The organism is Obesumbacterium proteus (assembly GCF_001586165.1).
Taxonomy (GTDB): domain Bacteria; phylum Pseudomonadota; class Gammaproteobacteria; order Enterobacterales; family Enterobacteriaceae; genus Hafnia; species Hafnia protea.
Genome location: NZ_CP014608.1, coordinates 4,892,559 through 4,913,320, shown reverse-complemented (window position 1 = coordinate 4,913,320; position 20,762 = coordinate 4,892,559). Strand labels below are relative to the sequence as shown.

Here is a 20,762-nt window from a genome sequence, read left to right as displayed (position 1 = left end):
TTCGGTCATTAGTTGTATCTCATACTTACTTTGCGCACAATATGCCTAATTATTGCAACCATGTTACTAATGGCATTGCAAACTGGTGCACATGCACATTTTTGAATTCCGTCGGATAGCAGTTCCCCCTGACAGACGGAATGTTTTACGGGTAGGGTAAACTTCAGGAGTTCGCGTGCCACGATTTCGTCTCTTTGGCTTTATATGCCTCTTTTTGGCATCCCCATTGGCCAATGCAGCGCAAGTTCGCTTAAAAGTTGAAGGTTTAAGCGGGTCGCTCGAACAGAACGTACGAGCCAGTCTTTCCACCATCGAAAATGATGAAGTCAGCAACGATGGCCGTTTTCGCGCCCGAGTTGATGAGTCTATTCGGCGGGGGCTGAAAGCGCTCGGCTATTATCAGCCAACCATTGAATTTGATTATCAAGATAAAAAACCGCCTGAAAGACCCTTGCTGATTGCGAAGGTGAAGGCCGGTGAACCCGTATTGATTGCGGGCGTTGACGTGAAAATTTTAGGGCAGGCTAAAGATGATTCTGCCTATAAAGAACTGCTAAAAACCGGTGAGCCTAAAATTGGCACTGTGCTTAACCATGGCACTTACGATAGTTTCAAGAACTCCCTAACGTCTATTGCGGTGCGCAGAGGCTACTTCGACGCCACGATGCCGGTGCATCAGCTTGGTGTTATCGAGGATGAGCGCAAAGCATTTTGGGATATCGATTTCGATAGCGGCAAACGCTACCGCTTTGGCGATGTGACTTTTGAAGGTTCGCAGATCCGAGAAGAGTATTTGCAGCACTTGGTGCCTTTCAAACAGGGTGAATATTACACTTCTGAGCAGTTGGCTGAATTCAGCCGTCGTCTATCCGCTACCAACTGGTTCAACTCGGTAGTGGTATCGCCTGATTTTAAACAGGCAACCGCCGATAAAGAGCTGCCGCTAGACGCGGTGGTTTCTCCTAAAGTGCGTAATACCGTTGAGCTTGGCGGTGGCTATGCTACCGACGTGGGGCCGCGCGTACAGGCGACGTGGAAACGTCCTTGGGTTAACTCGTATGGGCACAGTTTCGAAACCTCGCTTAACCTTTCTGCACCAGAACAAACCGCAGATTTCAGCTACAAAATTCCGCTGCTAAAGAACCCGATTGAGCAATATTACCTATTGCAGGGCGGTTTTAAGCGTACCGATCTCAATGATACCGAAGAAGATACCACCACGCTGAACGTGGCGAGATATTGGGATCTGTCGAGTGGCTGGCAGCGTTCGGTTAACCTGCGTTGGAGCCTTAACCACTTTACGCAGGGTGAAGTGTCGAACGACACCATGCTGTTGTATCCGGGGATTATGCTGAACCGCACCCGCTCTCGCGGTGGGCTCATGCCGGTATGGGGTGATAGCCAGCGCTATTCATTTGATGTATCCGATACCACGTGGGGCTCTGACGTTGACTTCGCCGTAGTGCAGGCTCAGCAAGTGTGGATCCGCACGTTAGCCGAAAAACATCGCTTTGTGGTACGCGGAAACGTGGGATGGATTGAAACCAATAACTTCGAGAAAGTGCCGCCAAACCTGCGTTTCTTCGCCGGTGGTGACCGCAGTATTCGTGGATATAAATACAAATCAATTTCACCGGAAGATAGCTCCGGCAAGTTAACCGGTGCTTCCAAACTCGCTACGGGTTCATTGGAATATCAATATAACGTCACTGGAAAGTGGTGGGGTGCCACCTTTGTGGACTCTGGTGAAGCGGTGAACGATATCAAACGCAGTAATTTTTATACCGGCGCGGGTGTTGGCGTGCGCTGGGAATCACCGGTTGGGCCAATCAAGCTCGATTTTGCGGTACCGGTTGGTGATAAAGATAACCATGATTTGCAGTTTTACATCGGATTGGGGCCTGAACTATGAGACGTGTAATCAAATTCAGCCTGATCTTTTTGCTGGTGCTCGTATTGCTGGTGGTTGGTCTAATTGGCACCGTAATCAGTACGCCGGGGCTTCATTTTGTTATCAACAGCGCGGCGCGTTGGGTGCCGGGCCTCGATATCGCGGGCGTAACCGGCGGGTGGCGTAATCTAACGTTAACCGGCGTTTCTTACCAAATGCCCGGTGTGAAAGTGAAAGCTGGTGAGTTTCATCTGGCAGTTGATATCGGCTGCTTGAAAAAAAGCGAACTGTGCCTGAATGCTCTAACGGCCAATCAGATTGACGTTGCTATTAACACGCAAGAGTTGGCACCTTCTGAGCCTACGCCAGAAACCACCAGTGAACCGCTGACCGAGCTGAAAGCGCCTTATCCCGTGGCGATCCGTTTGCTGCGTATCAATAACGTTCACGTCACGGTCGATGACACCGCTATTTCTTTGGAAGAGTTTCGAACCGGTGCTGAATGGCGAGATCGCGGCTTAACGCTGTTGCCAACCAACATTAAGTCTCTGCTGGTGGCATTGCCGAAAACGCCTGCAACGCCGGTTCAGGATCAGGTGGTTGCGGTTGCTGTTAAAGATAAGCCGGTGACTCAGGCAGCGATGGATGCCGCAGCCGATAGCGCCAAGCAGGCAGCTTCCGATGCCGCGGAGCACGTGGTGAAGCAGGTTGCCAAGCCTGAGCAGGCAAAGGCCGAAGCGCAGAAAGATGCACAGGCTGAGGCGGAAAAAGCAGCGATTGAGAAGCCATTAGGTGAAGTACTGGCTGAGCTGTTTGCTAAACCATTGCTGCCTGATTTGCCAGAACTGCGTTTGCCACTGGATCTGACCGTTAAGCGGATTTCTGGTGAGCAATTACGTATCACCGGCGACAGCGATATTGTGGTGAATTCGTTGCTGGTGAGGGCAGTGACTAAAGATAGCGCGCTGCGTTTGCATACGCTGGAGGTTCGTTCGCCGCAGGGTAACGTATCCATGCATGGTCAGGCGACGCTGAGCGATCAGTGGCCGATGGATTTCCGCCTGAATGCAGATTTGAACGTTGATCCGGTTAAAGGCGAAAAATTGAAGCTCGGTATCAAAGGCGATCTGCGCGATGTATTAACGCTGGATGCTAATTTATCCGGCCCGGTAAAAGCGACGTTAGCGGCAGAAACCCAATTAGCCACGGCGGGCTTACCACTGGCTTTGACGCTGGAAAGCCCAGGCGTGCAGTGGCCTTTGGTGGGGACGCCAGAGTATCAAGCGAAAAATATTCGCCTGCGCTTGAACGGTAGTGGTAAGGCCTATGCGCTGTCATTGCGAACCGATGTTAGCGGCAATGAAATTCCAGCAGCCAAAATTACCCTTGATGGTAAAGGGACCGACCAACAATTTAATTTAACTCGTTTGCGTGTCGCTGCTTTGCAGGGGAATACCGATCTTTCAGCCTTGGTTGATTGGAGCAAAGCCATCAGTTGGAAGAGTAAGCTCACGCTTGATGGTATCAATACGGCGAAACAGTGGCCTGAATGGCCGGCTAAGCTGAACGGCAATATTGAAACGCAGGGCAGTTTATACGGTGGAAACTGGCAGCTACGTGTTCCGGTGCTTCAGCTCGATGGTAACGTGAAGCAAAATCAGGTTGATGTGCGTGGGAATCTGACGGGCAATCAGGCGGGTCAGTGGAAAATTCCACAGATGCATATTGGCCTAGGCCGCAACAAGATTGATATCACCGGCGAGCTCTCTGATAAGTGGGCGCTGGATGCCGTTATTGATGCGCCTCGCCTTGATGGTAATCTGCCGGGTTTAGCGGGCACGGCGAAAGGCACGTTGAAACTGCGTGGCAATCTAAAAGCGCCGCAGGTATTGGCCGATCTCACGGCGTCTGGTTTGCAGTGGCAGACGCTAACCATCAATCGAGTGAAGCTGGACGGCGATGTTCGTTCTGGCGAGCAGATTGAAGGCAATCTGAACGCGCGCGTTGAGCAACTGAAACAGGATGATTTCCTGATAAGCCTATTAACGCTGGATGCCAAAGGCAGTGAGAAACAGCATCAGCTGCAGCTGAAAATCAATGGCGATCCGCTTTCTGGTCAGTTAGCGCTGAAAGGCAGTTTTGATCGCGCCACTGAGCGCTGGCAGGGGACTTTAAACGATACGCGCTTTGATACTCCGGTTGGCGAGTGGCGCTTAACCCGACCTATCGCGCTCGATTATCTTAATCAGCAGCAGAAGATTAGCGTTGGCCCACATTGCTGGTTAAACCCGAACGCTGAGGTTTGTGTTCCGAAAACGATTGAAGCAGGCGCGAGCGGCAACGCCAGCGTGGTATTAAACCGCTTCGATTTAGCCATGATTAAGCCGTTCTTGGGGCCAGATACCGCATTGAACGGGGTATTTACCGGGCGAGCGGACGTGAGCTGGAAGGAAGGTCAGGCGCTGCCGGAGGCGAAAGTTTCGCTTATTGGCAAAGGCGTTAAGGTGCAGCAGGCCGTTCAGGGGAATCAGCTACCTATTGCCTTTGACACGTTAAACCTGAACGCAGCGCTGAATCATGGTCGTGCTCAGCTTGATTGGCTGATACGAATTGCTGGCAATGGCCAGCTCGATGGAAACGTTCAGATTGCCGATCCTCAAGGACGCAGAAATCTGTCGGGTAACGTGAACATCAAGAGCATCTCGCTGGCGATGTTGAATCCTGCGCTGATGTCTGGAGAAAAAGCGCAGGGGATGTTGAATGCGGCGTTACGCTTAGGTGGTAACGCTCAGCAGCCGCAGATCTTCGGACGTATGGCGCTAGATAAAGTAGATATCGATGGGCAGTTTATGCCATTTGATATCACTGACGGCAATCTAGCGGTTAACTTTGCGGGGATGAGTTCGGCGCTGCAAGGGGTGATCAAAACCTCGCGTGGGCAACTTAATCTGACGGGTAATGCGGATTGGCGTGTGATTGATGCATGGCGAGCGCAGATTGCAGTGAAAGGAGATCGCGTTCGCGTAACTGTTCCGCCGATGGTGCGTTTGGATGTGTCACCGGATATTGTGTTTGAAGCGACGCCGAAGATGTTTGCTTTAAACGGCTCGGTGGGTATTCCTTGGGCGCGAATTACGGTGCAGGAACTGCCTGAAAGCGCGGTGTCGGTATCGTCGGATGAGGTGATGCTGAATAACCAGCGTCAGCCGATAACGCCTGCGTCGGCGTCGATTCCGATTAACAGTAATTTGAATATTCACATTGGCCCTAACGTTCGCTTGGATGCATTCGGTCTGAAAGCGAAATTGCAGGGCGATCTGAAGATGGTTCAAGACGAACATGGTCTTGGCTTAAATGGTCAGGTGAATATTCCTGAAGGTCGTTTTGCCGCGTATGGACAAGATTTGTTGATCCGCAAAGGTGAACTGATCTTCTCTGGGCCACCAGAGCAGCCATTGCTGAATATTGAGGCAATTCGTAACCCTGACGCCACGGAAGATGACGTAACTGCCGGGGTACGTGTAACAGGACTTGCTGATCAGCCGAAACTAGAAGTATTCTCAGATCCTGCCATGTCACAGCAGATGGCGCTGTCTTATTTGCTGCGTGGGCAAGGATTAGAAAGTTCGGGAACGGACAGTAATGCCATGACATCAATGCTGATCGGCATGGGTGTGGCGCAAAGTGGTAAGCTGGTGGGTAAAATCGGCGAAACCTTTGGCGTGAGTAATTTATCTCTGGACGCTCAGGGCGTTGGAGACAGCTCACAGGTTGTTGTGAGTGGTTATGTACTACCAGGATTACAGGTAAAATATGGTGTTGGGATATTTGATTCGTTGGCGACGCTAACGTTACGCTATCGCCTAATGCCAAAATTATATCTGGAAGCGGTGTCTGGACTCGATCAGGCACTCGATTTGCTCTATCAGTTTGAGTTTGAGTGATGCGAATTATTGTATATGGAAGTCTACGTCGTAAGCAGGGCAATAGTCATTGGATGACTAACGCCATGTTGCTGGGTGAATGTGAGCTTGAAGGGTACGAGATGTACGATCTCGGCCATTTCCCGGCAGTAGTTCCGGGCGAGGGAAAGGTGTTTTGCGAAGTCTATCGCATTAACTCTTCCATTTTAGCCGAGCTGGATGAGCTGAAGAGCAACAGCAAGGATTATCGTAGAGAGCTGATTCAAACGCCATTTGGCAGTGCGTGGATATATATCTATCTGTACTCGGTAGACAGTTTGCCACGTATCAAATGCGGCGACTGGTTGAAACGCGATCAGGAATGTGGCGAATAACACGCTGCTTATCTGACAGTAAAACATAAAAAAACACCGCCAATGGCGGTGTTTTTTTTCGTGCACGTGAAAACAATTATTTGTTTTTAGCGCGCTCGAAAGAGGCAACGATTTCAGCTTTAGCGGCTTCAGCGTTATCCCAACCTTCAACTTTAACCCACTTGCCTTTTTCCAGATCTTTGTAATGTTCAAAGAAGTGGGAGATTTGGGCGCGCAGCAGTTCAGGCAGATCGTTCACATCTTTGACGTGATCGTATTCTTTGGTCATTTTGCTGTGTGGAACAGCAACCAGTTTCGCATCTTCACCGGCTTCGTCAGTCATTTTCAGCACGCCAACTGGGCGGCAACGAATGACTGAACCTGGCTGCAGTGGGTACGGAGTTGGGACCAGAACGTCAACCGGATCACCGTCCAGAGACAGGGTGTGGTTGATGTAGCCGTAGTTGCATGGGTAGAACATTGCGGTAGACATGAAACGGTCTACGAACAGGCAGCCTGTTTCTTTGTCTACTTCATATTTGATTGGATCAGCGTTAGCTGGAATTTCGATAACTACGTAGATGTCTTCTGGCATATCTTTGCCAGCAGGGACGTTAATCAAGCTCATGTCGGTTTCCTTTAATCAAACCAGAAATGGAGTGACGGCTATTATAGCGGTCACTCCACAAATGAACAGTCTGCCCGACATCTTTCAAGCGTTCGGTTTGTCGCCTCACGCTTGAAATTTACCGGGAGGCAGGATTAGGCGTCTGGGAAATCGCTCATGAAGCGTTCAGCGTCTTCTACCATAGAACTGGTGCCAACGAAGAAAGGTGCTCGTTGATGCAGTTTTTCCGGTGCGATATCCAGAATACGACGGAAACCGTCGGTCGCTTTACCGCCCGCTTGCTCTGCTAAGAATGCCATAGGGTTACATTCATACAGCAAACGCAGCTTGCCAGATGGATGGCTTGCGGTGCTTGGGTAGATGTAGATACCACCCTTAAGCAGGTTACGATGGAAATCGGCAACCAAAGAACCAATATAGCGTGAGGTATAAGGGCGATGAGTCGCTTCGTCTTGCTCTTGGCAATACTTAATGTATTTCTTCACGCCGAGAGGGAATTTGATGTAGTTCCCTTCGTTGATGGAGTACATATTGCCTTTTTCAGGGAAACGCACGCGTTCATGTGACAGGCAGAATACGCCCAGCGATGGGTCATAGGTAAAGGCATGAACCCCGTTGCCAGTGGTGTATACCAGCATCGTTGAAGAGCCGTAAACCACATAACCAGCGGCAACCTGACAATTTCCCGGTTGCAGGAAATCTTCTTCGGTAACCGGCTGCCCAATTGGCGTAATGCGGCGATAGATAGAGAAAATCGTACCGACCGACACGTTAACGTCGATGTTGGAAGAACCGTCTAACGGATCCATTAAAACGACATATTTACCGTTGTTGGCGCGGTCGCCCTCAAAGATAACAATATCGTCTTCTTCTTCCGATGCGATACCCGCCACCTCTCCACGCGCTTTTAAGGCGGCTTTGAGTTTTTCATTGGCATAGAGATCCAGTTTCATCTGAACCTCACCCTGCACGTTTTCCGCACCACTTGCACCGAGAATATCCACTAAACCCGCTTTGTTTATATCGCGGTGGATAATTTTGGCACCCAGTTTAATTGCGGAGAGGAGAGCGGTTAGTTCGCCAGTAGCGTGTGGAAAATCTTGCTGCTTTTCGACGATAAACTCGCCTAAAGTTTTCATGACACATTCCCTGATTCTGCGAAGGAGTAGCGATTTATTTACAAACCGCCAACGTTTTCGCAGCTATTCTAGCCAATGTATAAAGTGATTCCTAGGTAATTCCATTTCGCCTAAGCCGTTCACAGCGTTAGAATGTGAACTGACTCGATGTAATCAACTGGAAACGATATGCGCATTCATATTCTTGGAATCTGCGGCACATTTATGGGCGGCCTTGCTTTGCTGGCTCGGACGTTAGGACATGAAGTGACGGGTTCTGATGCCAATGTTTATCCGCCGATGAGCACGCTGCTTGAAAAAGAAGGGATCACATTGATGGAAGGCTATGATCCTTCCCATTTGGATCCTGTACCTGATTTGGTGATCATTGGTAACGCAATGACGCGTGGTAACCCTTGCGTGGAAGTTATTCTGGAGCAAGGGATCCCATACGTTTCTGGTCCACAGTGGCTGCATGATGAAGTTCTGCGCCACCGTTGGGTTATTGCGGTTGCCGGTACTCACGGCAAAACGACAACGGCAGGGATGGTCACTTGGATCTTGGAAGAGTGCGGCTATGAGCCGGGCTTTGTGATTGGTGGCGTTCCTGGAAACTTTGACGTTTCCGCCCGTATGGGCAATAGCCCATTCTTTGTGATCGAAGCCGATGAGTACGACTGTGCCTTCTTTGATAAACGATCCAAGTTCGTGCACTACTGCCCGCGCACTTTGATCCTCAATAATCTTGAGTTTGATCATGCGGACATTTTCGACGATCTGAAAGCGATCCAGAAACAGTTCCATCATCTGGTGCGTTTGGTTCCGGGCAAAGGCCGAATTATTTTGCCGGGTAACGATGCCAATCTGAAACAGGTTATGGGGATGGGCTGCTGGAGCGAACAAGAACTGAGTGGCGAAGAGGGAACGTGGAACGCGCGTAAGCTCAATCCAGATGCCAGCCATTACGAGGTTCTACTGGATGGCGAAGTCGTGGGAGAGGTTAACTGGGGCTTAGTGGGTGAGCACAATATGCATAATGGTCTGATGGCGATTGCCGCTGCCCGTCATGTTGGCGTGTTGCCTGCCGATGCTTGCCGTGCCTTGGGTAGCTTTATCAACGCCCGCCGACGCTTAGAGCTTCGTGGCGAAGCCTTCGGCGTGAAGGTTTATGATGACTTTGCTCACCATCCGACGGCTATCTTGGCAACGCTGGCGGCTTTACGCAGTAAAGTTGGTGGAACCGCTCGCATTCTTGCTGTGTTAGAGCCGCGCTCTAATACCATGAAAATGGGCGTATCTAAGAATGACCTAGCCCCGGCGCTTGGCCGTGCGGATGAGGTGTTCTTATTCCAGCCACATCACATTCCGTGGCTGGTCACTGAAGTGGCAGAGGCCTGTGTTCAACCGGCTCACTGGAGCGCAGACGTTGATGTGCTGGTGGATATGATCGCTAAAACGGCTCAGCCGGGCGATTATATTTTGGTGATGAGCAATGGTGGCTTTGAAGGGATCCACAGCAAGCTGTTGAAAGCGCTTGAGCATAAGCAAGAGATTGCTGAGCAACAGTAAGTTGCCGCTCTAATGAATCAGCCGTGGCTTAGTCCACGGCTTTTTTATGCCTAACATTTTGATAAAAAAAAGCCTCCGCAAGCGGAGGCAATGGGGTTCGTCGGGTTAGACGATAGTGTTAGCTGGCTGAATCGGGTTAGACACAGGAAGCGCCAGCCTTATGATGAAACATCTTAGCAATTAGCGGTAAATCTCAGCGGTGGCGTGGTAGTTGCCATCCAAATGAGCTTCAACGATATGGAATGCGGTAGCGCCTTTGGCATCAGCTTTATCAGACAGCTGTGCTTTGATATCTGAAGGCGAACCATCAATACCACTGATGGTTATGGTGCCGATGGATTGCATAGAGGACGCCTGCTGTGCGCTGATGGACTGCGCAGCAAAAGCACCAAAAGAAACCATAGAGAGAAGACTTAAAGCAGCAACGGTAGTTTTGATTTTCATGATTATTTTCCTATTTTTCATTCTGCCGCAGTACTTCGATCTTAGATTCAATGACGATATTCTTTTGGTCACTGCGGTTTAACTTTAGCGATTCATTGACGGAGTTTGTGCTCCGTTAAGCAGGTGAATCCGTATTTTATTTGTAGATTTCAGCAGTTGCGTGGAAAGAGCCTTCATTACGGGCTTCTACGACGCGGTATGCTGTTGCGCCTTGTGCGTCGGCTTTAGCTGACAGTGCTGCTCTGATATCAGAAGGGGCTGCACTTACACCGCTTACGCTGATGGTGCCAACAGGCTGCATTTTTGATGCCTGTGCGTTATCAACTAATTGAGCAGCAAATGCGCCGAAAGAAAGAGATGAAAGAACGGCAAGAGTTGCAATAGTAGTTTTGATTTTCATGATGTATCCCTCAGATATTGTTTTATTTAGTTTTGAAGTGTGATTCAAATCACGAAAACAAGTGTACACCTAGTAACCTGAAAAATTAATAGCGAGCTAATGGTTTGTTAGGTTTATTTGTTTGATATTGCTTTGATGAATAGATCTAAATGGAATAAAAACAGTGCAAAAAACACACTTTCAAGACTAAAGTTTAATTAAATCAACAAAGTAACATCATGTTGCAAAATGTGCGGTCTGTAGCGTTTGTGACCGGTAGGAATATAGATATAGGGCTGATTGACCATTAATGCTATTTGAAGTAGCGAATCATGCTGTATGAGTTGTGTAATTAAGCGGAAAAGAGTACGGCAGGTTTAAGGGGGAGCAGGAAGAAAATCATAGGCCTGATAGATACCAGGCCTGAGAACAGGATTACAGCTCTTGATCAAATAGCGACAAAATAGCGTCGTGCAGCTGCTCAACGGAGAACCCTTTTGCAGGCGTGGTGAAAATTGTGTCATCACCTGCGATAGTTCCCAGAATCCCTTCTGACTTACCTAATGAGTCCAATAGGCGTGCAATTAATTGTGCAGCGCCCGGACTGGTATGGATCACCACAACGGATTCGTTGTAATCCACGTCGAGAACCAGATTCTTCAATGGGCTGCTCGTGGTAGGAACGCCAAGCTCTGCTGGCAGGCAGTATACCATCTCCATTTTGGCATTTCGTGTGCGGACGGCACCAAATTTGGTCAGCATACGAGATACTTTGGATTGGTTGATATTCTCAAAGCCTTCATCTTGCAGAGCCTGCACGATCTCACCCTGAGAACTGAATTTCTCTTCTTTGAGCAGCGCCTTGAATGCCTTGATCAAGTCTTCTTGCTTTGTTGGAGTTCGCATTCTTCACCGTAGGAATAGAAATAGAGAACATTATTATGCGTAATAATGAATTTTTATGCAATTTAAGTGCGGAAAACGTTAAGTCGGTCACGATAGAGTTCAAACCGGCAAGGGGATGATTTTACCACCTTGCCCATAAAATGAATATGTTGGCGGGAACTTTGGCTATGTCATCGGCATTCGTAAATGGATTGTTATTAAAATGATGTTGTTGTGATGTAAAAGAAGGGTGTAATGTAATGGCCGGGTAATGAGCTGTGATAAGTGCGCAACGAATTCCTACTCTGTGGCCCTATATCTTTCATGCATAAGCTATTTTTCATTATAAACCTTGCAGTAGGACATGGAATTAGTGCGTCATATCCCAATCTTTGTGTTAACAGATTGTTTTTTAAGACATGATGGACTAAGGTGCGCGGTAATGCATTCACGGCACTCTTAAATTAAAGATAAATCAAGGAGTATAGAATGAAAGTTGCAGTTCTCGGCGCAGCCGGCGGTATTGGTCAGGCTTTAGCCCTTCTTCTCAAAACTCAGCTTCCTTCAGGTTCAGAACTCTCCCTTTATGACATTGCGCCAGTCACCCCAGGTGTCGCCGTCGATCTCAGCCACATCCCTACAGCCGTTAAAATCAAAGGCTTCAGCGGTGAAGATGCTCGCCCAGCTTTGGAAGGCGCGGATATCGTACTGATTTCTGCTGGTGTTGCTCGTAAACCAGGCATGGATCGCTCCGACCTGTTTAATGTGAACGCCGGTATTGTACGTAATCTGATTGAGCAGGTTGCTAGCACGTGTCCTAAAGCTTGTGTAGGTATCATCACTAACCCTGTGAACACCACGGTCGCTATCGCAGCAGAAGTGCTGAAGAAAGCTGGCGTTTATAACAAAGATAAACTGTTCGGTATTTCTACGCTGGACGTTATCCGTTCAAATACTTTCGTTGGTGAACTGAAAGGTAAAAACCCAGCAGAAGTTGAAGTGCCTGTTATTGGTGGCCACTCTGGCGTGACTATTTTGCCTCTGTTGTCTCAGATCCCAGGTGTGAGCTTCACTGAGCAGGAAGTTGCCGATCTGACCAAACGTATTCAAAACGCGGGTACCGAGGTTGTTGAAGCTAAAGCCGGTGGCGGGTCAGCAACGCTGTCTATGGGTCAAGCTGCTGCACGTTTCGGTTTGTCTCTGGTTCGTGCTATGCAAGGCGAAAGCAACGTTGTGGAATGTGCTTACGTTGAAGGTGATGGCAAATATGCTCGCTTCTTCGCGCAGCCATTGCTGCTGGGTAAAGAAGGCATTGTTGAACGCAAATCTATTGGTACTTTAAGCGCCTTTGAACAAAAAGCGCTGGAAGGCATGTTAGATGTTCTGCATAAAGATATCGAACTGGGCGAAACCTTCGTTAACAAATAATTGTTGATGGAATACGGGTGGCTAACACACCCGTTTGCCTGTTCAATCTGAATTTAACCGCCGGCCTTTATTGCTGGCGGTTTTATTTTTTTTGGCTTGCGTTGGCGCATGAGTCGCTGTCTATCAATAAGTTGATGCGTACTGATATCAAAATAGCGACTTGGCCATATTTCAGAAGGGTGTATGCCTAGGGCGTGAGCAATAATTAATTCGCCTTTTGGCCAAGGGCGAGTCAAGGCGTTCGATAACGTTGTACTTGAGAGCCCTGAGGCTCTTGATAACCCACTGAGCGTAATATTTCTTTTATGCAATGCAGCAATAATATCTGCATGATGCCAATCTTCTAGGCATTGACTCTCTGCCATAATTCATTCCTTTGCAATGACACATAAACAGGGGGAGAGAAATAAGGTTTGCGTGTCTTGCTACTATCTAAAAACACTCTATAAATTTCAATTAATTTCCAATTATTTCAATAATAAGAAACTCGTTATGTTTATTCTATTTTTATGTTTAATAACGATTTTTCATAAAAAAAAAGAGCCTTTCGGCTCTTTCTCTGTTTCTAAAAATAGAAAATTAGAATTTTCTATCTACTGCCATATTAGCGAGTCCAATCAGTGCATCTTTGTGGCTTGATTCTGGCAATACTTGTAGCGCTAATATCGCTTTATCAGCTTCTTCTTCTGCTCGTTGGCGGGTGTACGTGAGTGAACCCACCTCATGCATTGTTTCCAGCACAGGCTCAAGCAAATGGCGTCCATTGCCTTCTTCGATGGCTTTACGAATCATCGCAGAACGCTCAGGTGAGCCATGCTTCATTGCATGTAGCAGAGGCAATGTTGGTTTACCTTCGTTTAGGTCATCACCAGTATTCTTACCCAGTGTTTTCCCGTCTGCATCGTAATCCAACAGATCGTCGATCAACTGGAATGCGGTGCCAAGATAGCGCCCATAGTCTTGCAAGGCGATTTCCTGTTCGTGCGTGGCTCCAGCAAGGATCGCCGAAGATTGCGCCGCTGCTTCAAATAAACGCGCCGTTTTGCTGTAGATAACGCGCATGTAGTTTTCTTCAGTAATGTTCGGATCGTTAACGTTCATCAACTGTAAAACTTCACCTTCAGCAATAACGTTAGTTGCTTCGGACATCAGCTCCAAAACGCGTAAAGACTGTAGGCTTGTCATCATCTGGAACGAGCGGGTATAGATAAAATCACCAACCAAAACACTGGCAGCATTGCCGAAAGCCGCATTTGCCGTAGCTTTGCCACGTCTCATGTCGGATTCATCGACCACGTCGTCGTGCAGCAGGGTCGCGGTATGAATAAATTCAATTAACGCCGCAACGGTGATGTGTTTATTCCCTTCGTAATTTAATGCTCTAGCCGACAATACGGCGATCATCGGGCGAATCCGTTTACCTCCACCGCTAATAATGTAGTAGCCTAACTGGTTGATTAGACTAACTTCAGAGTTTAGTTGCTGAAGAATTGTTGCGTTTACATCCGCCATGTCCTGCGCGGTTAACTCAGTAATTTGTTCTAGGTTCATTGTATTAATTCAACTGTGTTTCCATTTTCCGCCAGGCGAAAGCCCGCATGCAGGCTGTCACAAGCCACCAACTATAGTATGATTGTACTTGAAAAACGTATTAGATAAACGGCGCGAAGAGAACTGTGTTTTTTTTCTTCTTTTCTCCTGATTCTACCCTTGTCTTCTGAATGATTTTTGCGTAGAATTCGCGCCCTATTGTGAATATTTATAGCGCGTATTGGGCAACGAACCATGCGTGCGGAAATGCGGAGTTTATATGTACGCGGTTTTCCAAAGTGGTGGTAAACAACACCGAGTAAGCGAAGGTCAGACTATTCGCCTGGAAAAGCTGGACATCGCAACTGGTGAAACTGTTGAGTTTGACCAGATCCTGATGGTCGCCAATGGCGAAGACATCAAGATTGGCGTTCCATTTGTTTCTGGTGGCAAAGTTAAGGCTGAAATCGTTGCTCACGGTCGTGGCGAGAAAGTAACTATCGTTAAGTTCCGTCGTCGTAAGCATCATCGTAAGCAGCAGGGTCACCGTCAGTGGTTCACTGATGTTAAGATCACTGGTATCAGCGCTTAATTCTAGGAGAGCAGATTAATGGCACATAAAAAGGCTGGCGGCTCGACTCGTAACGGTCGCGATTCAGAAGCTAAACGTCTGGGCGTAAAACGCTTTGGCGGCGAAGCAGTATTGGCAGGTAGCATCATCGTTCGTCAACGTGGTACTAAATTCCACGCTGGCAACAACGTAGGTTGCGGCCGTGACCACACTCTGTTTGCTTTGGCTGACGGTAAAGTCAAGTTCGAAGTTAAAGGCCCGAAAAACCGTAAGTTCATCAGCATCGTTGCTGAATAAGTTTTTCGCGTCTAAATAGATGTAAGGCCCCGCAATAATCTTGCGGGGCTTTTTTACGTTTAGGGCCAAATCAGGCCAAGGATGCTGAGTATGGAAAGCAATCAGAACGTCAAAGTGGGCATATGTCTTGCTCTCACTACGGCGGTTTTCTGGGGCGCATTGCCAATCGCAATGAAGCAGGTTTTACAGGTGATGGAACCTTACACCATTGTCTGGTATCGCTTTTTAATCGCTTCAGTTGGATTGTTTTTCATTCTTTACTCACGTAAGCAACTGCCGCCGATGCGTGTTTTTAAGCATCGACGCTGGCTGGTTCTGCTCATTATTGCGACCTGCGGCTTACTGGGTAACTTCGTTCTGTTCAGCAGTTCGTTGCAGTATTTAAGTCCTACGGCATCACAGGTCATAGGCCAGCTATCTCCCGTTGGGATGATGTTTGCCAGTGTCCTGATTTTGAAAGAAAAGATGCGCATTACTCAGGTAATCGGCGCATGTGTGTTGATTAGCGGGCTGCTGTTATTTTTTAACGTCAGCCTGAAAGAAATCTTTACCCAACTCACGGCCTATACGCTGGGCGTTATTCTCGGCGTCGGCGCTGCGACCGTTTGGGTAAGCTATGGTGTCGCTCAGAAAGTGCTGTTACGGCGATTAGCTTCACAACAGATCCTTTGGCTGTTGTACACTTTATGTGCGATATGTTTATTTCCGTTGGCGAAGCCAGCGGTTATTTTTCAGCTGGATGGCTGGCAGTTAGCCTGCCTCATATTTTGTGGTGCCAACACGTTGATTGGTTATGGCGCGCTAGCAGAAGCTATGGCGCGCTGGCAGGCAGCTCAGGTCAGTGCGGTGGTGACGTTAACCCCGCTGTTTACCCTGATGTTCTCTGACTTGTTAGCTTTGGTATGGCCAGATATGTTCCTTCCTCCTTCGTTAAATGCGGTGGGGTACATCGGAGCACTTGTGGTGGTAGCCGGAGCAATGTTTTCCGCGGTGGGTCACCGTTGGTGGCCGCGTCGGGCCGAACAAAACTAGCTAACAGCTTACACAGCTAGGTTGCTCAGCTTAAGCAGCCCGGTAAATGATTTACGGAGACAGTAAATGAAATTTGTAGATGAAGCAGCGATTCACATCGAAGCCGGTGATGGCGGCAATGGCTGCGTCAGCTTCCGTCGTGAAAAATATATTCCGCGTGGCGGCCCAGACGGCGGCGATGGCGGTGACGGCGGCGATGTTTATCTGCTGGCCGATGAAAACCTGAATACCCTGATTGACTATCGTTTTGAAAAGTCTTTCCGTGCAGAACGTGGTCAGAACGGCCAAAGCCGTGACTGTACTGGTAAGCGTGGTAATGATATTACGGTCAAAGTTCCAGTCGGAACGCGCGTTGTCGATTTAGATACCGGTGAAGTCCTTGGCGATATGACTCGTCACGGTCAGAAGCTGATGGTCGGTAAAGGCGGTTGGCATGGACTGGGTAACACCCGTTTCAAATCATCCGTAAACCGTGCTCCACGTCAAAAGACGATGGGGACCAAAGGCGACAAGCGCGATCTGAAATTAGAACTGTTGTTGCTGGCCGATGTGGGCATGCTGGGCTTGCCGAATGCGGGTAAATCCACGTTCATTCGCGCCGTTTCTGCTGCAAAACCGAAAGTTGCTGACTATCCATTTACCACGCTGGTTCCAAGCCTTGGCGTTGTGCGTATGGACCACGAAAAAAGCTTTGTGGTTGCGGATATCCCTGGTCTGATTGAAGGTGCCTCTGAAGGCGCTGGTTTGGGGATCCGATTCCTCAAGCATTTGGAACGTTGCCGCGTGCTGTTGCACCTGATTGACTTAGCACCTATCGATGAAAGTGATCCTATCGAGAATGCGAAAGTGATCATCAACGAGCTGGGCCAATACAGCGAAAAACTGTCCCAAAAGCCACGCTGGTTAGTTTTCAACAAGATCGACATCCTTGATCCTGAAGAAGCCAAACAACGCGCACAGGCGATTGCAGACGCTCTGGGCTGGGAAGACAAGCACTATCTGATTTCTGCGGCTAACCGCGAAGGCGTTAACGCGCTGTGCTGGGATGTTATGCACTTCCTGGATACACAGCCACGTGACGCTGAAGTGGAAGAAGAGAAAGAAAAAGCCAAGAAAGCCGAGTTCATGTGGGATGACTATCATCGCGAACAGTTGGAACAGGCTGAAGCCGAAGCCGACGAAGACTGGGATGATGATTGGGATGAAGATGACGACGAAGGCGTCGAAATCATTTATCAGAAGTAATCCTGCTTAGTCTGCTTGTTAAGCAAAAGGCTGCCAATGGCAGCCTTTTTCATGCACGAAATCTAATACTAGCGAGCTAGAATGTCATGGGGTAACCAGCAGTTCGCGATGAGCCCTGTGCCGGTTTCAACGTTTTTGAGCGTCAGTTTTCCTTGATGCAACTGCATGATCCTAATCACGATGTTTAAGCCTAATCCACTGCCGCCGTAGCGTTGATCCATGCGACGAAATGCCTGTGTGAGTTCGCCAGCCTTAGATTCATCAATTCCACATCCCTGATCGATAACCTTAAGTTCAACGCCTTTTTCATTGCTGACCGTTTTGATTCGAATGGTCGAATGTTCAGGACTATAGCGATGGGCGTTCTCGACGAGATTACGTAGCATCAATCGTATCAGTACGGCATCACCAAGAACCTGTGCAGGCTCTGGCGTGTCGATCTCTAAGGTTTGATGCCTTAGTGCCAGCATTTCGGTAAGTTCGCTTTTGAGCGGCGGAATAACATCTTGCGTCAGATCGATGGTTTGATAATGACCGCTGGCAAAATTTTGCCCCGCGCGCGACAGCATCAGCAATTGCTCAACGGTATGCATGAGCTGGTCGATGCGAGTCACTAAAGCACGTGCTTCAGCCACACCGCCTTGCTCTAACAGCTCTAGGTGCAAACGAATACCGGCTAAAGGCGTGCGTAATTCATGCGCCGCGTCAGCGGTAAATAATCGCTCTTGCTGAATGGTGTGACTAAGACGGGCAAATAACTGATTCAACGTTCCGGTAACTGCCGCAATCTCCTGCATATTACTATCAATGATAATCGGTGTGAGATTGTCTGCGGAGCGTTTGTCGAGTCTCCGTTGCAGCTTATTGAGGGGGGCGAATTATCCAACTGATGGCAATGGCAGATAAAATTAACGTGAAAGACATCATGACCAGAGAAGGAACCAGCAGCGAAGCGATTGCTTCCCTGATTTCCTTTTCCACGTGTGCATCACGTGCTTTGGCACTGAGCGTTTCGTTGACGAGAAAACCGATTTGCTCGCGGCTTTCATGCCAAAGCCAGAGCGCGCTTGCGAGTTGAGTGACTAGCAGAATCAGCGCCAGCATGATTAATAGACTGCGCCGCATGCTGATCATAATTGGCTTTCCAACCGATAGCCCACGCTGCGCACTGTTTTAATGCGTTCTTTACCCAGTTTGCGACGAAGATTGTGAATATGGACTTCTAGCGTGTTAGAACTTAAATCGTCCTGCCAAGAATAAAGATCCTGCTGCAAGATCTCGCGATTGACCGTTTGGCCAGCGCGCATCATCAGGCGAGATAATAGGGCAAACTCTTTCGGTGTGAGCTCAATTTGCTGGCCTTCGAAAGTCACCTGCTGGGTTGAAAGGTTGAGAACAATGTTCTCAACCTGCAGCAGATTATCGCTATGGCCCTGAAAACGACGAATTAGTGCGCGAACACGGGCCTGAAGCTCAACCAGAGCGAAAGGTTTTACCAGATAGTCATCTGCGCCGGCGTCTAAACCACCAACGCGATCTTCAATTGCATCGCGTGCGGTGAGTATGAGAACCGGTATGTCAACGCCGCTGCGTCGCCATTGGCGGAGCAGCGATGCGCCGTCTTGATCGGGCAATCCAAGATCAAGAATGATTAAGCTATATTGCCCAACTTGCACCAAACTTTTAGCTTGCGCCGCCGTAGCGGCACAATCACAGGCGTAACTTTCGTTAGCGAGGGCTTTTGCAAGCCCCTGCTGGATGAGTTCATCATCTTCAACAATCAGTATTTTCATAGCACTTAGCTTCAAATAGCCTGTTATTTAGATATCACTAATTGTTTTGGTATATATCTCGATAAAGCCGACTTTCAAAGCGAACCAGCGGTGCACGGCGGATTTTTTGATCCTGTGGTGGAACAGCATAACCCGAAAGATATTGTACGAATGCCATTCGCTGACCGCTTGCCGTCGTAATAAAGCCAGCTAAATTATATACCCCTTGCAGAGAGCCGGTTTTCGCTGAGACTTTCCCATCGACCCCTGCCTCATGAAGACCGCCGCGGTACTGTAAGGTTCCGTCGTGACCTGCCAAAGGCAGCATTGAGATAATGTTCAGTTGCTGATCGTTTTGCGCAATGTATTGCAGAACTTGCATCATGGTGGCGGGTGAAATCAGATTGTGGCGAGACAAACCAGAGCCATCGACCAAAATCGTATTGCCCAAGTTGATCCCTGCTTTTTGGCGCAGGATCTGTCGCACAGAGTCAGCGCCTGCCCGCCATGTGCCCGGAACGCCTAAGCGTTCATGGCCGATAGTGCGGAAGACGGTATCGGCAATCATGTTGTCAGATTTTTTCAGCATCGTATGCAGCAAGCTGCTCAGCGGGGCTGATTGGGTCTGAGCCAAAATAGTCGCAGCGGTGTTAGGCGTTGTTTGGCGGCGCAGGTTGCCATCAATTTGAATTTCAGACTGACGAAGTTCATCTTTTACAATAGCACCGGCGTAGCTCGCGCCATCTTGGACGGCAAATGCCAGCGGTAGTGGCTCAGAACGCTGAGTCAGGCAGCCCGTAACGGTAAAGCGGTTTAGCTCTCCCGGAACAACGTCCAGCTCGCAGTATTGCGCGTCAGGCGAGCCTTTGGCCAAGGTGCGCACTTCGCTAAACATATGTACGGGATAATACGACGCGACGCGGATAAACGCGGTATCACCAGCTTTCGGCGCGCTATAAAGTGAAATCGAGAAACAGTTGCGATCGACAATCGCTGCCGCAGGCGGCGCACTAAAGCACTGGGTCATGTCATTCCATGGCCATCCGGGAGCTTTGTCATGGCTGGCAAACACGGAGGTATCGATCAAAATATCCCCCGTAATTTCATTGATGCCCTGTTTTTTCAGCGCCGTTACCATATTGCGGATATGCTGGCGCCGCAGCGTTGGGTCACCGCCAAAGCGAACGATTAAGTCGCCTTTCAGTTTTCCGTCGCTAATAGAACCACGGGTTTCCATGGTGGTTGAAAAACGATAGTCAGGCCCGAGCTGAAGCAGTGCCGCTAGTGCAGTGATGACTTTTTGCGTACTAGCAGGCAACGCCATTTGCTGCCCATGAAAATCAATGGCAGGGGTCGGTGAGCCTATTTTTTGAACCAAAAGGGCTAAGTTAGCGCCATCTGGCAAATATTGGGTGTAATCTTGGACGGGCGCAGCTTGAGTACTAAAAGCTAAGGCACAAGCCAATCCACTGATAATTCGTGAAAATTGCATAATCCCGGGATAACTACAGAGTAACGTGCCTGTCATACTACGGTGCATCTAGGGTTAAAGTAAACGATGATACTTGCTGAACTCTACGTTAAAATAGCCGTCAAAATGCAAAATCGATTTTAACTTGGGTTTTTTGGCCCCGAGTTAATATTTTTTTATTCAACGCCAAGGTCTGAGGGCGCATTTTCGAACCTTCAGCCGATCG

Annotated in this window: 18 protein-coding genes and 1 pseudogene; 9 read left to right on the top strand and 10 right to left on the bottom strand. The window is 48.7% G+C overall.

Going from position 1 to position 20,762, the window contains the following annotated elements; all coding sequences use genetic code 11:
• The first annotated feature begins 175 nt into the window (after window positions 1-175).
• The 3 genes from tamA to DSM2777_RS22985 are packed head-to-tail and all read left to right on the top strand — an operon-like array spanning window position 176 to window position 6,188.
• On the top strand, window positions 176-1,912 hold the full coding sequence (gene tamA, locus DSM2777_RS22995; RefSeq protein WP_046460114.1) for an autotransporter assembly complex protein TamA: 1,737 nt from the start codon (window positions 176-178) through the stop codon (window positions 1,910-1,912).
• The gene (gene tamB / locus DSM2777_RS22990) at window positions 1,909-5,835 is read left to right on the top strand and encodes an autotransporter assembly complex protein TamB (RefSeq protein WP_061555235.1); all 3,927 of its coding nucleotides are present in this window, start codon (window positions 1,909-1,911) and stop codon (window positions 5,833-5,835) included. The genes tamA and tamB overlap by 4 nt, the downstream gene beginning before the upstream one ends.
• The gene (locus DSM2777_RS22985; RefSeq protein ID WP_061555234.1) at window positions 5,835-6,188 is read left to right on the top strand and encodes a gamma-glutamylcyclotransferase family protein; all 354 of its coding nucleotides are present in this window, start codon (window positions 5,835-5,837) and stop codon (window positions 6,186-6,188) included. Before tamB ends, DSM2777_RS22985 begins: the two co-directional genes overlap by 1 nt.
• Window positions 6,189-6,264: 76 nt before the next feature.
• Here the strand turns inward: DSM2777_RS22985 and ppa are convergent, their stop codons facing one another.
• Both ppa and fbp read right to left on the bottom strand, forming a co-directional pair.
• Window positions 6,265-6,795, bottom strand: a complete 531-nt coding sequence (ppa, locus tag DSM2777_RS22980; RefSeq protein ID WP_025798812.1) for an inorganic diphosphatase — start codon at window positions 6,793-6,795, stop codon at window positions 6,265-6,267.
• Between the two features lie 134 nt (window positions 6,796-6,929).
• Window positions 6,930-7,934 carry a class 1 fructose-bisphosphatase gene (gene fbp / locus DSM2777_RS22975; RefSeq protein ID WP_025798814.1) on the bottom strand — a complete coding sequence of 335 codons (1,005 nt, stop codon included), beginning with the start codon at window positions 7,932-7,934 and terminating at the stop codon, window positions 6,930-6,932.
• A gap of 168 nt (window positions 7,935-8,102) precedes the next feature.
• On the opposite strand from fbp, the gene mpl reads away from it, so the two are divergent.
• A complete protein-coding gene (mpl, locus tag DSM2777_RS22970; RefSeq protein WP_061555233.1) occupies window positions 8,103-9,482 on the top strand; it encodes a UDP-N-acetylmuramate:L-alanyl-gamma-D-glutamyl-meso-diaminopimelate ligase in 1,380 nt (459 codons plus the stop codon).
• Between the two features lie 180 nt (window positions 9,483-9,662).
• On the opposite strand, the gene yhcN (DSM2777_RS22965) is transcribed toward mpl, so the two are convergent.
• From yhcN (DSM2777_RS22965) to argR, 3 genes are all read right to left on the bottom strand, one after another.
• Window positions 9,663-9,926, bottom strand: a complete 264-nt coding sequence (gene yhcN / locus DSM2777_RS22965) for a peroxide/acid stress response protein YhcN (protein ID WP_025798818.1) — start codon at window positions 9,924-9,926, stop codon at window positions 9,663-9,665.
• A 136-nt stretch (window positions 9,927-10,062) separates the two neighbouring features.
• Window positions 10,063-10,326 (bottom strand): peroxide/acid stress response protein YhcN, encoded by a 264-nt coding sequence (gene yhcN, locus DSM2777_RS22960; protein WP_025798820.1) that lies wholly within the window; start codon window positions 10,324-10,326, stop codon window positions 10,063-10,065.
• A 414-nt stretch (window positions 10,327-10,740) separates the two neighbouring features.
• Window positions 10,741-11,211, bottom strand: coding sequence for a transcriptional regulator ArgR (gene argR, locus DSM2777_RS22955; RefSeq protein ID WP_004093684.1), 471 nt, complete (start codon window positions 11,209-11,211; stop codon window positions 10,741-10,743).
• A 468-nt stretch (window positions 11,212-11,679) separates the two neighbouring features.
• Between argR and mdh the strand changes: the two genes are divergently transcribed.
• A complete protein-coding gene (mdh, locus tag DSM2777_RS22950; protein ID WP_025798823.1) occupies window positions 11,680-12,618 on the top strand; it encodes a malate dehydrogenase in 939 nt (312 codons plus the stop codon).
• A 53-nt stretch (window positions 12,619-12,671) separates the two neighbouring features.
• Here the strand turns inward: mdh and DSM2777_RS22945 are convergent, their stop codons facing one another.
• Window positions 12,672-12,983, bottom strand: coding sequence for a helix-turn-helix domain-containing protein (locus DSM2777_RS22945; protein WP_043490711.1), 312 nt, complete (start codon window positions 12,981-12,983; stop codon window positions 12,672-12,674).
• 214 nt (window positions 12,984-13,197) lie between these two features.
• Window positions 13,198-14,169: an octaprenyl diphosphate synthase gene (gene ispB, locus DSM2777_RS22940; RefSeq protein ID WP_061555232.1), complete on the bottom strand. Its 972-nt coding sequence runs from the start codon at window positions 14,167-14,169 to the stop codon at window positions 13,198-13,200.
• A gap of 259 nt (window positions 14,170-14,428) precedes the next feature.
• Here ispB and rplU point away from each other — a divergent pair, with 259 nt between their 5' ends.
• From rplU to cgtA, 4 genes are all read left to right on the top strand, one after another.
• Window positions 14,429-14,740 (top strand): 50S ribosomal protein L21, encoded by a 312-nt coding sequence (rplU, locus tag DSM2777_RS22935; protein WP_004093692.1) that lies wholly within the window; start codon window positions 14,429-14,431, stop codon window positions 14,738-14,740.
• An 18-nt stretch (window positions 14,741-14,758) separates the two neighbouring features.
• Window positions 14,759-15,016 (top strand): 50S ribosomal protein L27, encoded by a 258-nt coding sequence (gene rpmA / locus DSM2777_RS22930; RefSeq protein WP_004093693.1) that lies wholly within the window; start codon window positions 14,759-14,761, stop codon window positions 15,014-15,016.
• A 90-nt stretch (window positions 15,017-15,106) separates the two neighbouring features.
• Window positions 15,107-16,048: a DMT family transporter gene (locus tag DSM2777_RS22925; protein WP_156088301.1), complete on the top strand. Its 942-nt coding sequence runs from the start codon at window positions 15,107-15,109 to the stop codon at window positions 16,046-16,048.
• Between the two features lie 66 nt (window positions 16,049-16,114).
• Entirely contained in the window at window positions 16,115-17,293 is a 1,179-nt protein-coding gene (gene cgtA, locus DSM2777_RS22920; RefSeq protein WP_025798833.1) for an Obg family GTPase CgtA, read from the top strand.
• A gap of 68 nt (window positions 17,294-17,361) precedes the next feature.
• Here cgtA and pmrB read toward each other — a convergent pair.
• The 3 genes and pseudogenes from pmrB to dacB all read right to left on the bottom strand — a co-directional run bounded on the left by pmrB (window position 17,362) and on the right by dacB (window position 20,557).
• Window positions 17,362-18,427, bottom strand: a pseudogene (pmrB, locus tag DSM2777_RS22915) (two-component system sensor histidine kinase PmrB).
• The gene (pmrA, locus tag DSM2777_RS22910; protein WP_061555231.1) at window positions 18,424-19,086 is read right to left on the bottom strand and encodes a two-component system response regulator PmrA; all 663 of its coding nucleotides are present in this window, start codon (window positions 19,084-19,086) and stop codon (window positions 18,424-18,426) included. Before pmrA ends, pmrB begins: the two are co-directional and overlap by 4 nt.
• A 37-nt stretch (window positions 19,087-19,123) precedes the next feature.
• Window positions 19,124-20,557, bottom strand: coding sequence for a serine-type D-Ala-D-Ala carboxypeptidase (gene dacB / locus DSM2777_RS22905; RefSeq protein ID WP_061555230.1), 1,434 nt, complete (start codon window positions 20,555-20,557; stop codon window positions 19,124-19,126).
• Between the last annotated feature and the right edge of the window lie 205 nt (window positions 20,558-20,762).

Coding starts and splice junctions, on each gene's coding strand:
- tamB (WP_061555235.1), top strand. CDS start 1,909: ATGAGACGTGTAATCAAATTCAGCCTGATCTTTTTGCTGGTGCTCGTA.
- DSM2777_RS22985 (WP_061555234.1), top strand. CDS start 5,835: ATGCGAATTATTGTATATGGAAGTCTACGTCGTAAGCAGGGCAATAGT.
- ppa (WP_025798812.1), bottom strand. CDS start 6,795: ATGAGCTTGATTAACGTCCCTGCTGGCAAAGATATGCCAGAAGACATC.
- fbp (WP_025798814.1), bottom strand. CDS start 7,934: ATGAAAACTTTAGGCGAGTTTATCGTCGAAAAGCAGCAAGATTTTCCA.
- mpl (WP_061555233.1), top strand. CDS start 8,103: ATGCGCATTCATATTCTTGGAATCTGCGGCACATTTATGGGCGGCCTT.
- yhcN (WP_025798818.1), bottom strand. CDS start 9,926: ATGAAAATCAAAACTACCGTTGCTGCTTTAAGTCTTCTCTCTATGGTT.
- yhcN (WP_025798820.1), bottom strand. CDS start 10,326: ATGAAAATCAAAACTACTATTGCAACTCTTGCCGTTCTTTCATCTCTT.
- argR (WP_004093684.1), bottom strand. CDS start 11,211: ATGCGAACTCCAACAAAGCAAGAAGACTTGATCAAGGCATTCAAGGCG.
- mdh (WP_025798823.1), top strand. CDS start 11,680: ATGAAAGTTGCAGTTCTCGGCGCAGCCGGCGGTATTGGTCAGGCTTTA.
- DSM2777_RS22945 (WP_043490711.1), bottom strand. CDS start 12,983: ATGGCAGAGAGTCAATGCCTAGAAGATTGGCATCATGCAGATATTATT.
- ispB (WP_061555232.1), bottom strand. CDS start 14,169: ATGAACCTAGAACAAATTACTGAGTTAACCGCGCAGGACATGGCGGAT.
- rplU (WP_004093692.1), top strand. CDS start 14,429: ATGTACGCGGTTTTCCAAAGTGGTGGTAAACAACACCGAGTAAGCGAA.
- rpmA (WP_004093693.1), top strand. CDS start 14,759: ATGGCACATAAAAAGGCTGGCGGCTCGACTCGTAACGGTCGCGATTCA.
- DSM2777_RS22925 (WP_156088301.1), top strand. CDS start 15,107: ATGGAAAGCAATCAGAACGTCAAAGTGGGCATATGTCTTGCTCTCACT.
- cgtA (WP_025798833.1), top strand. CDS start 16,115: ATGAAATTTGTAGATGAAGCAGCGATTCACATCGAAGCCGGTGATGGC.
- pmrA (WP_061555231.1), bottom strand. CDS start 19,086: ATGAAAATACTGATTGTTGAAGATGATGAACTCATCCAGCAGGGGCTT.
- dacB (WP_061555230.1), bottom strand. CDS start 20,557: ATGCAATTTTCACGAATTATCAGTGGATTGGCTTGTGCCTTAGCTTTT.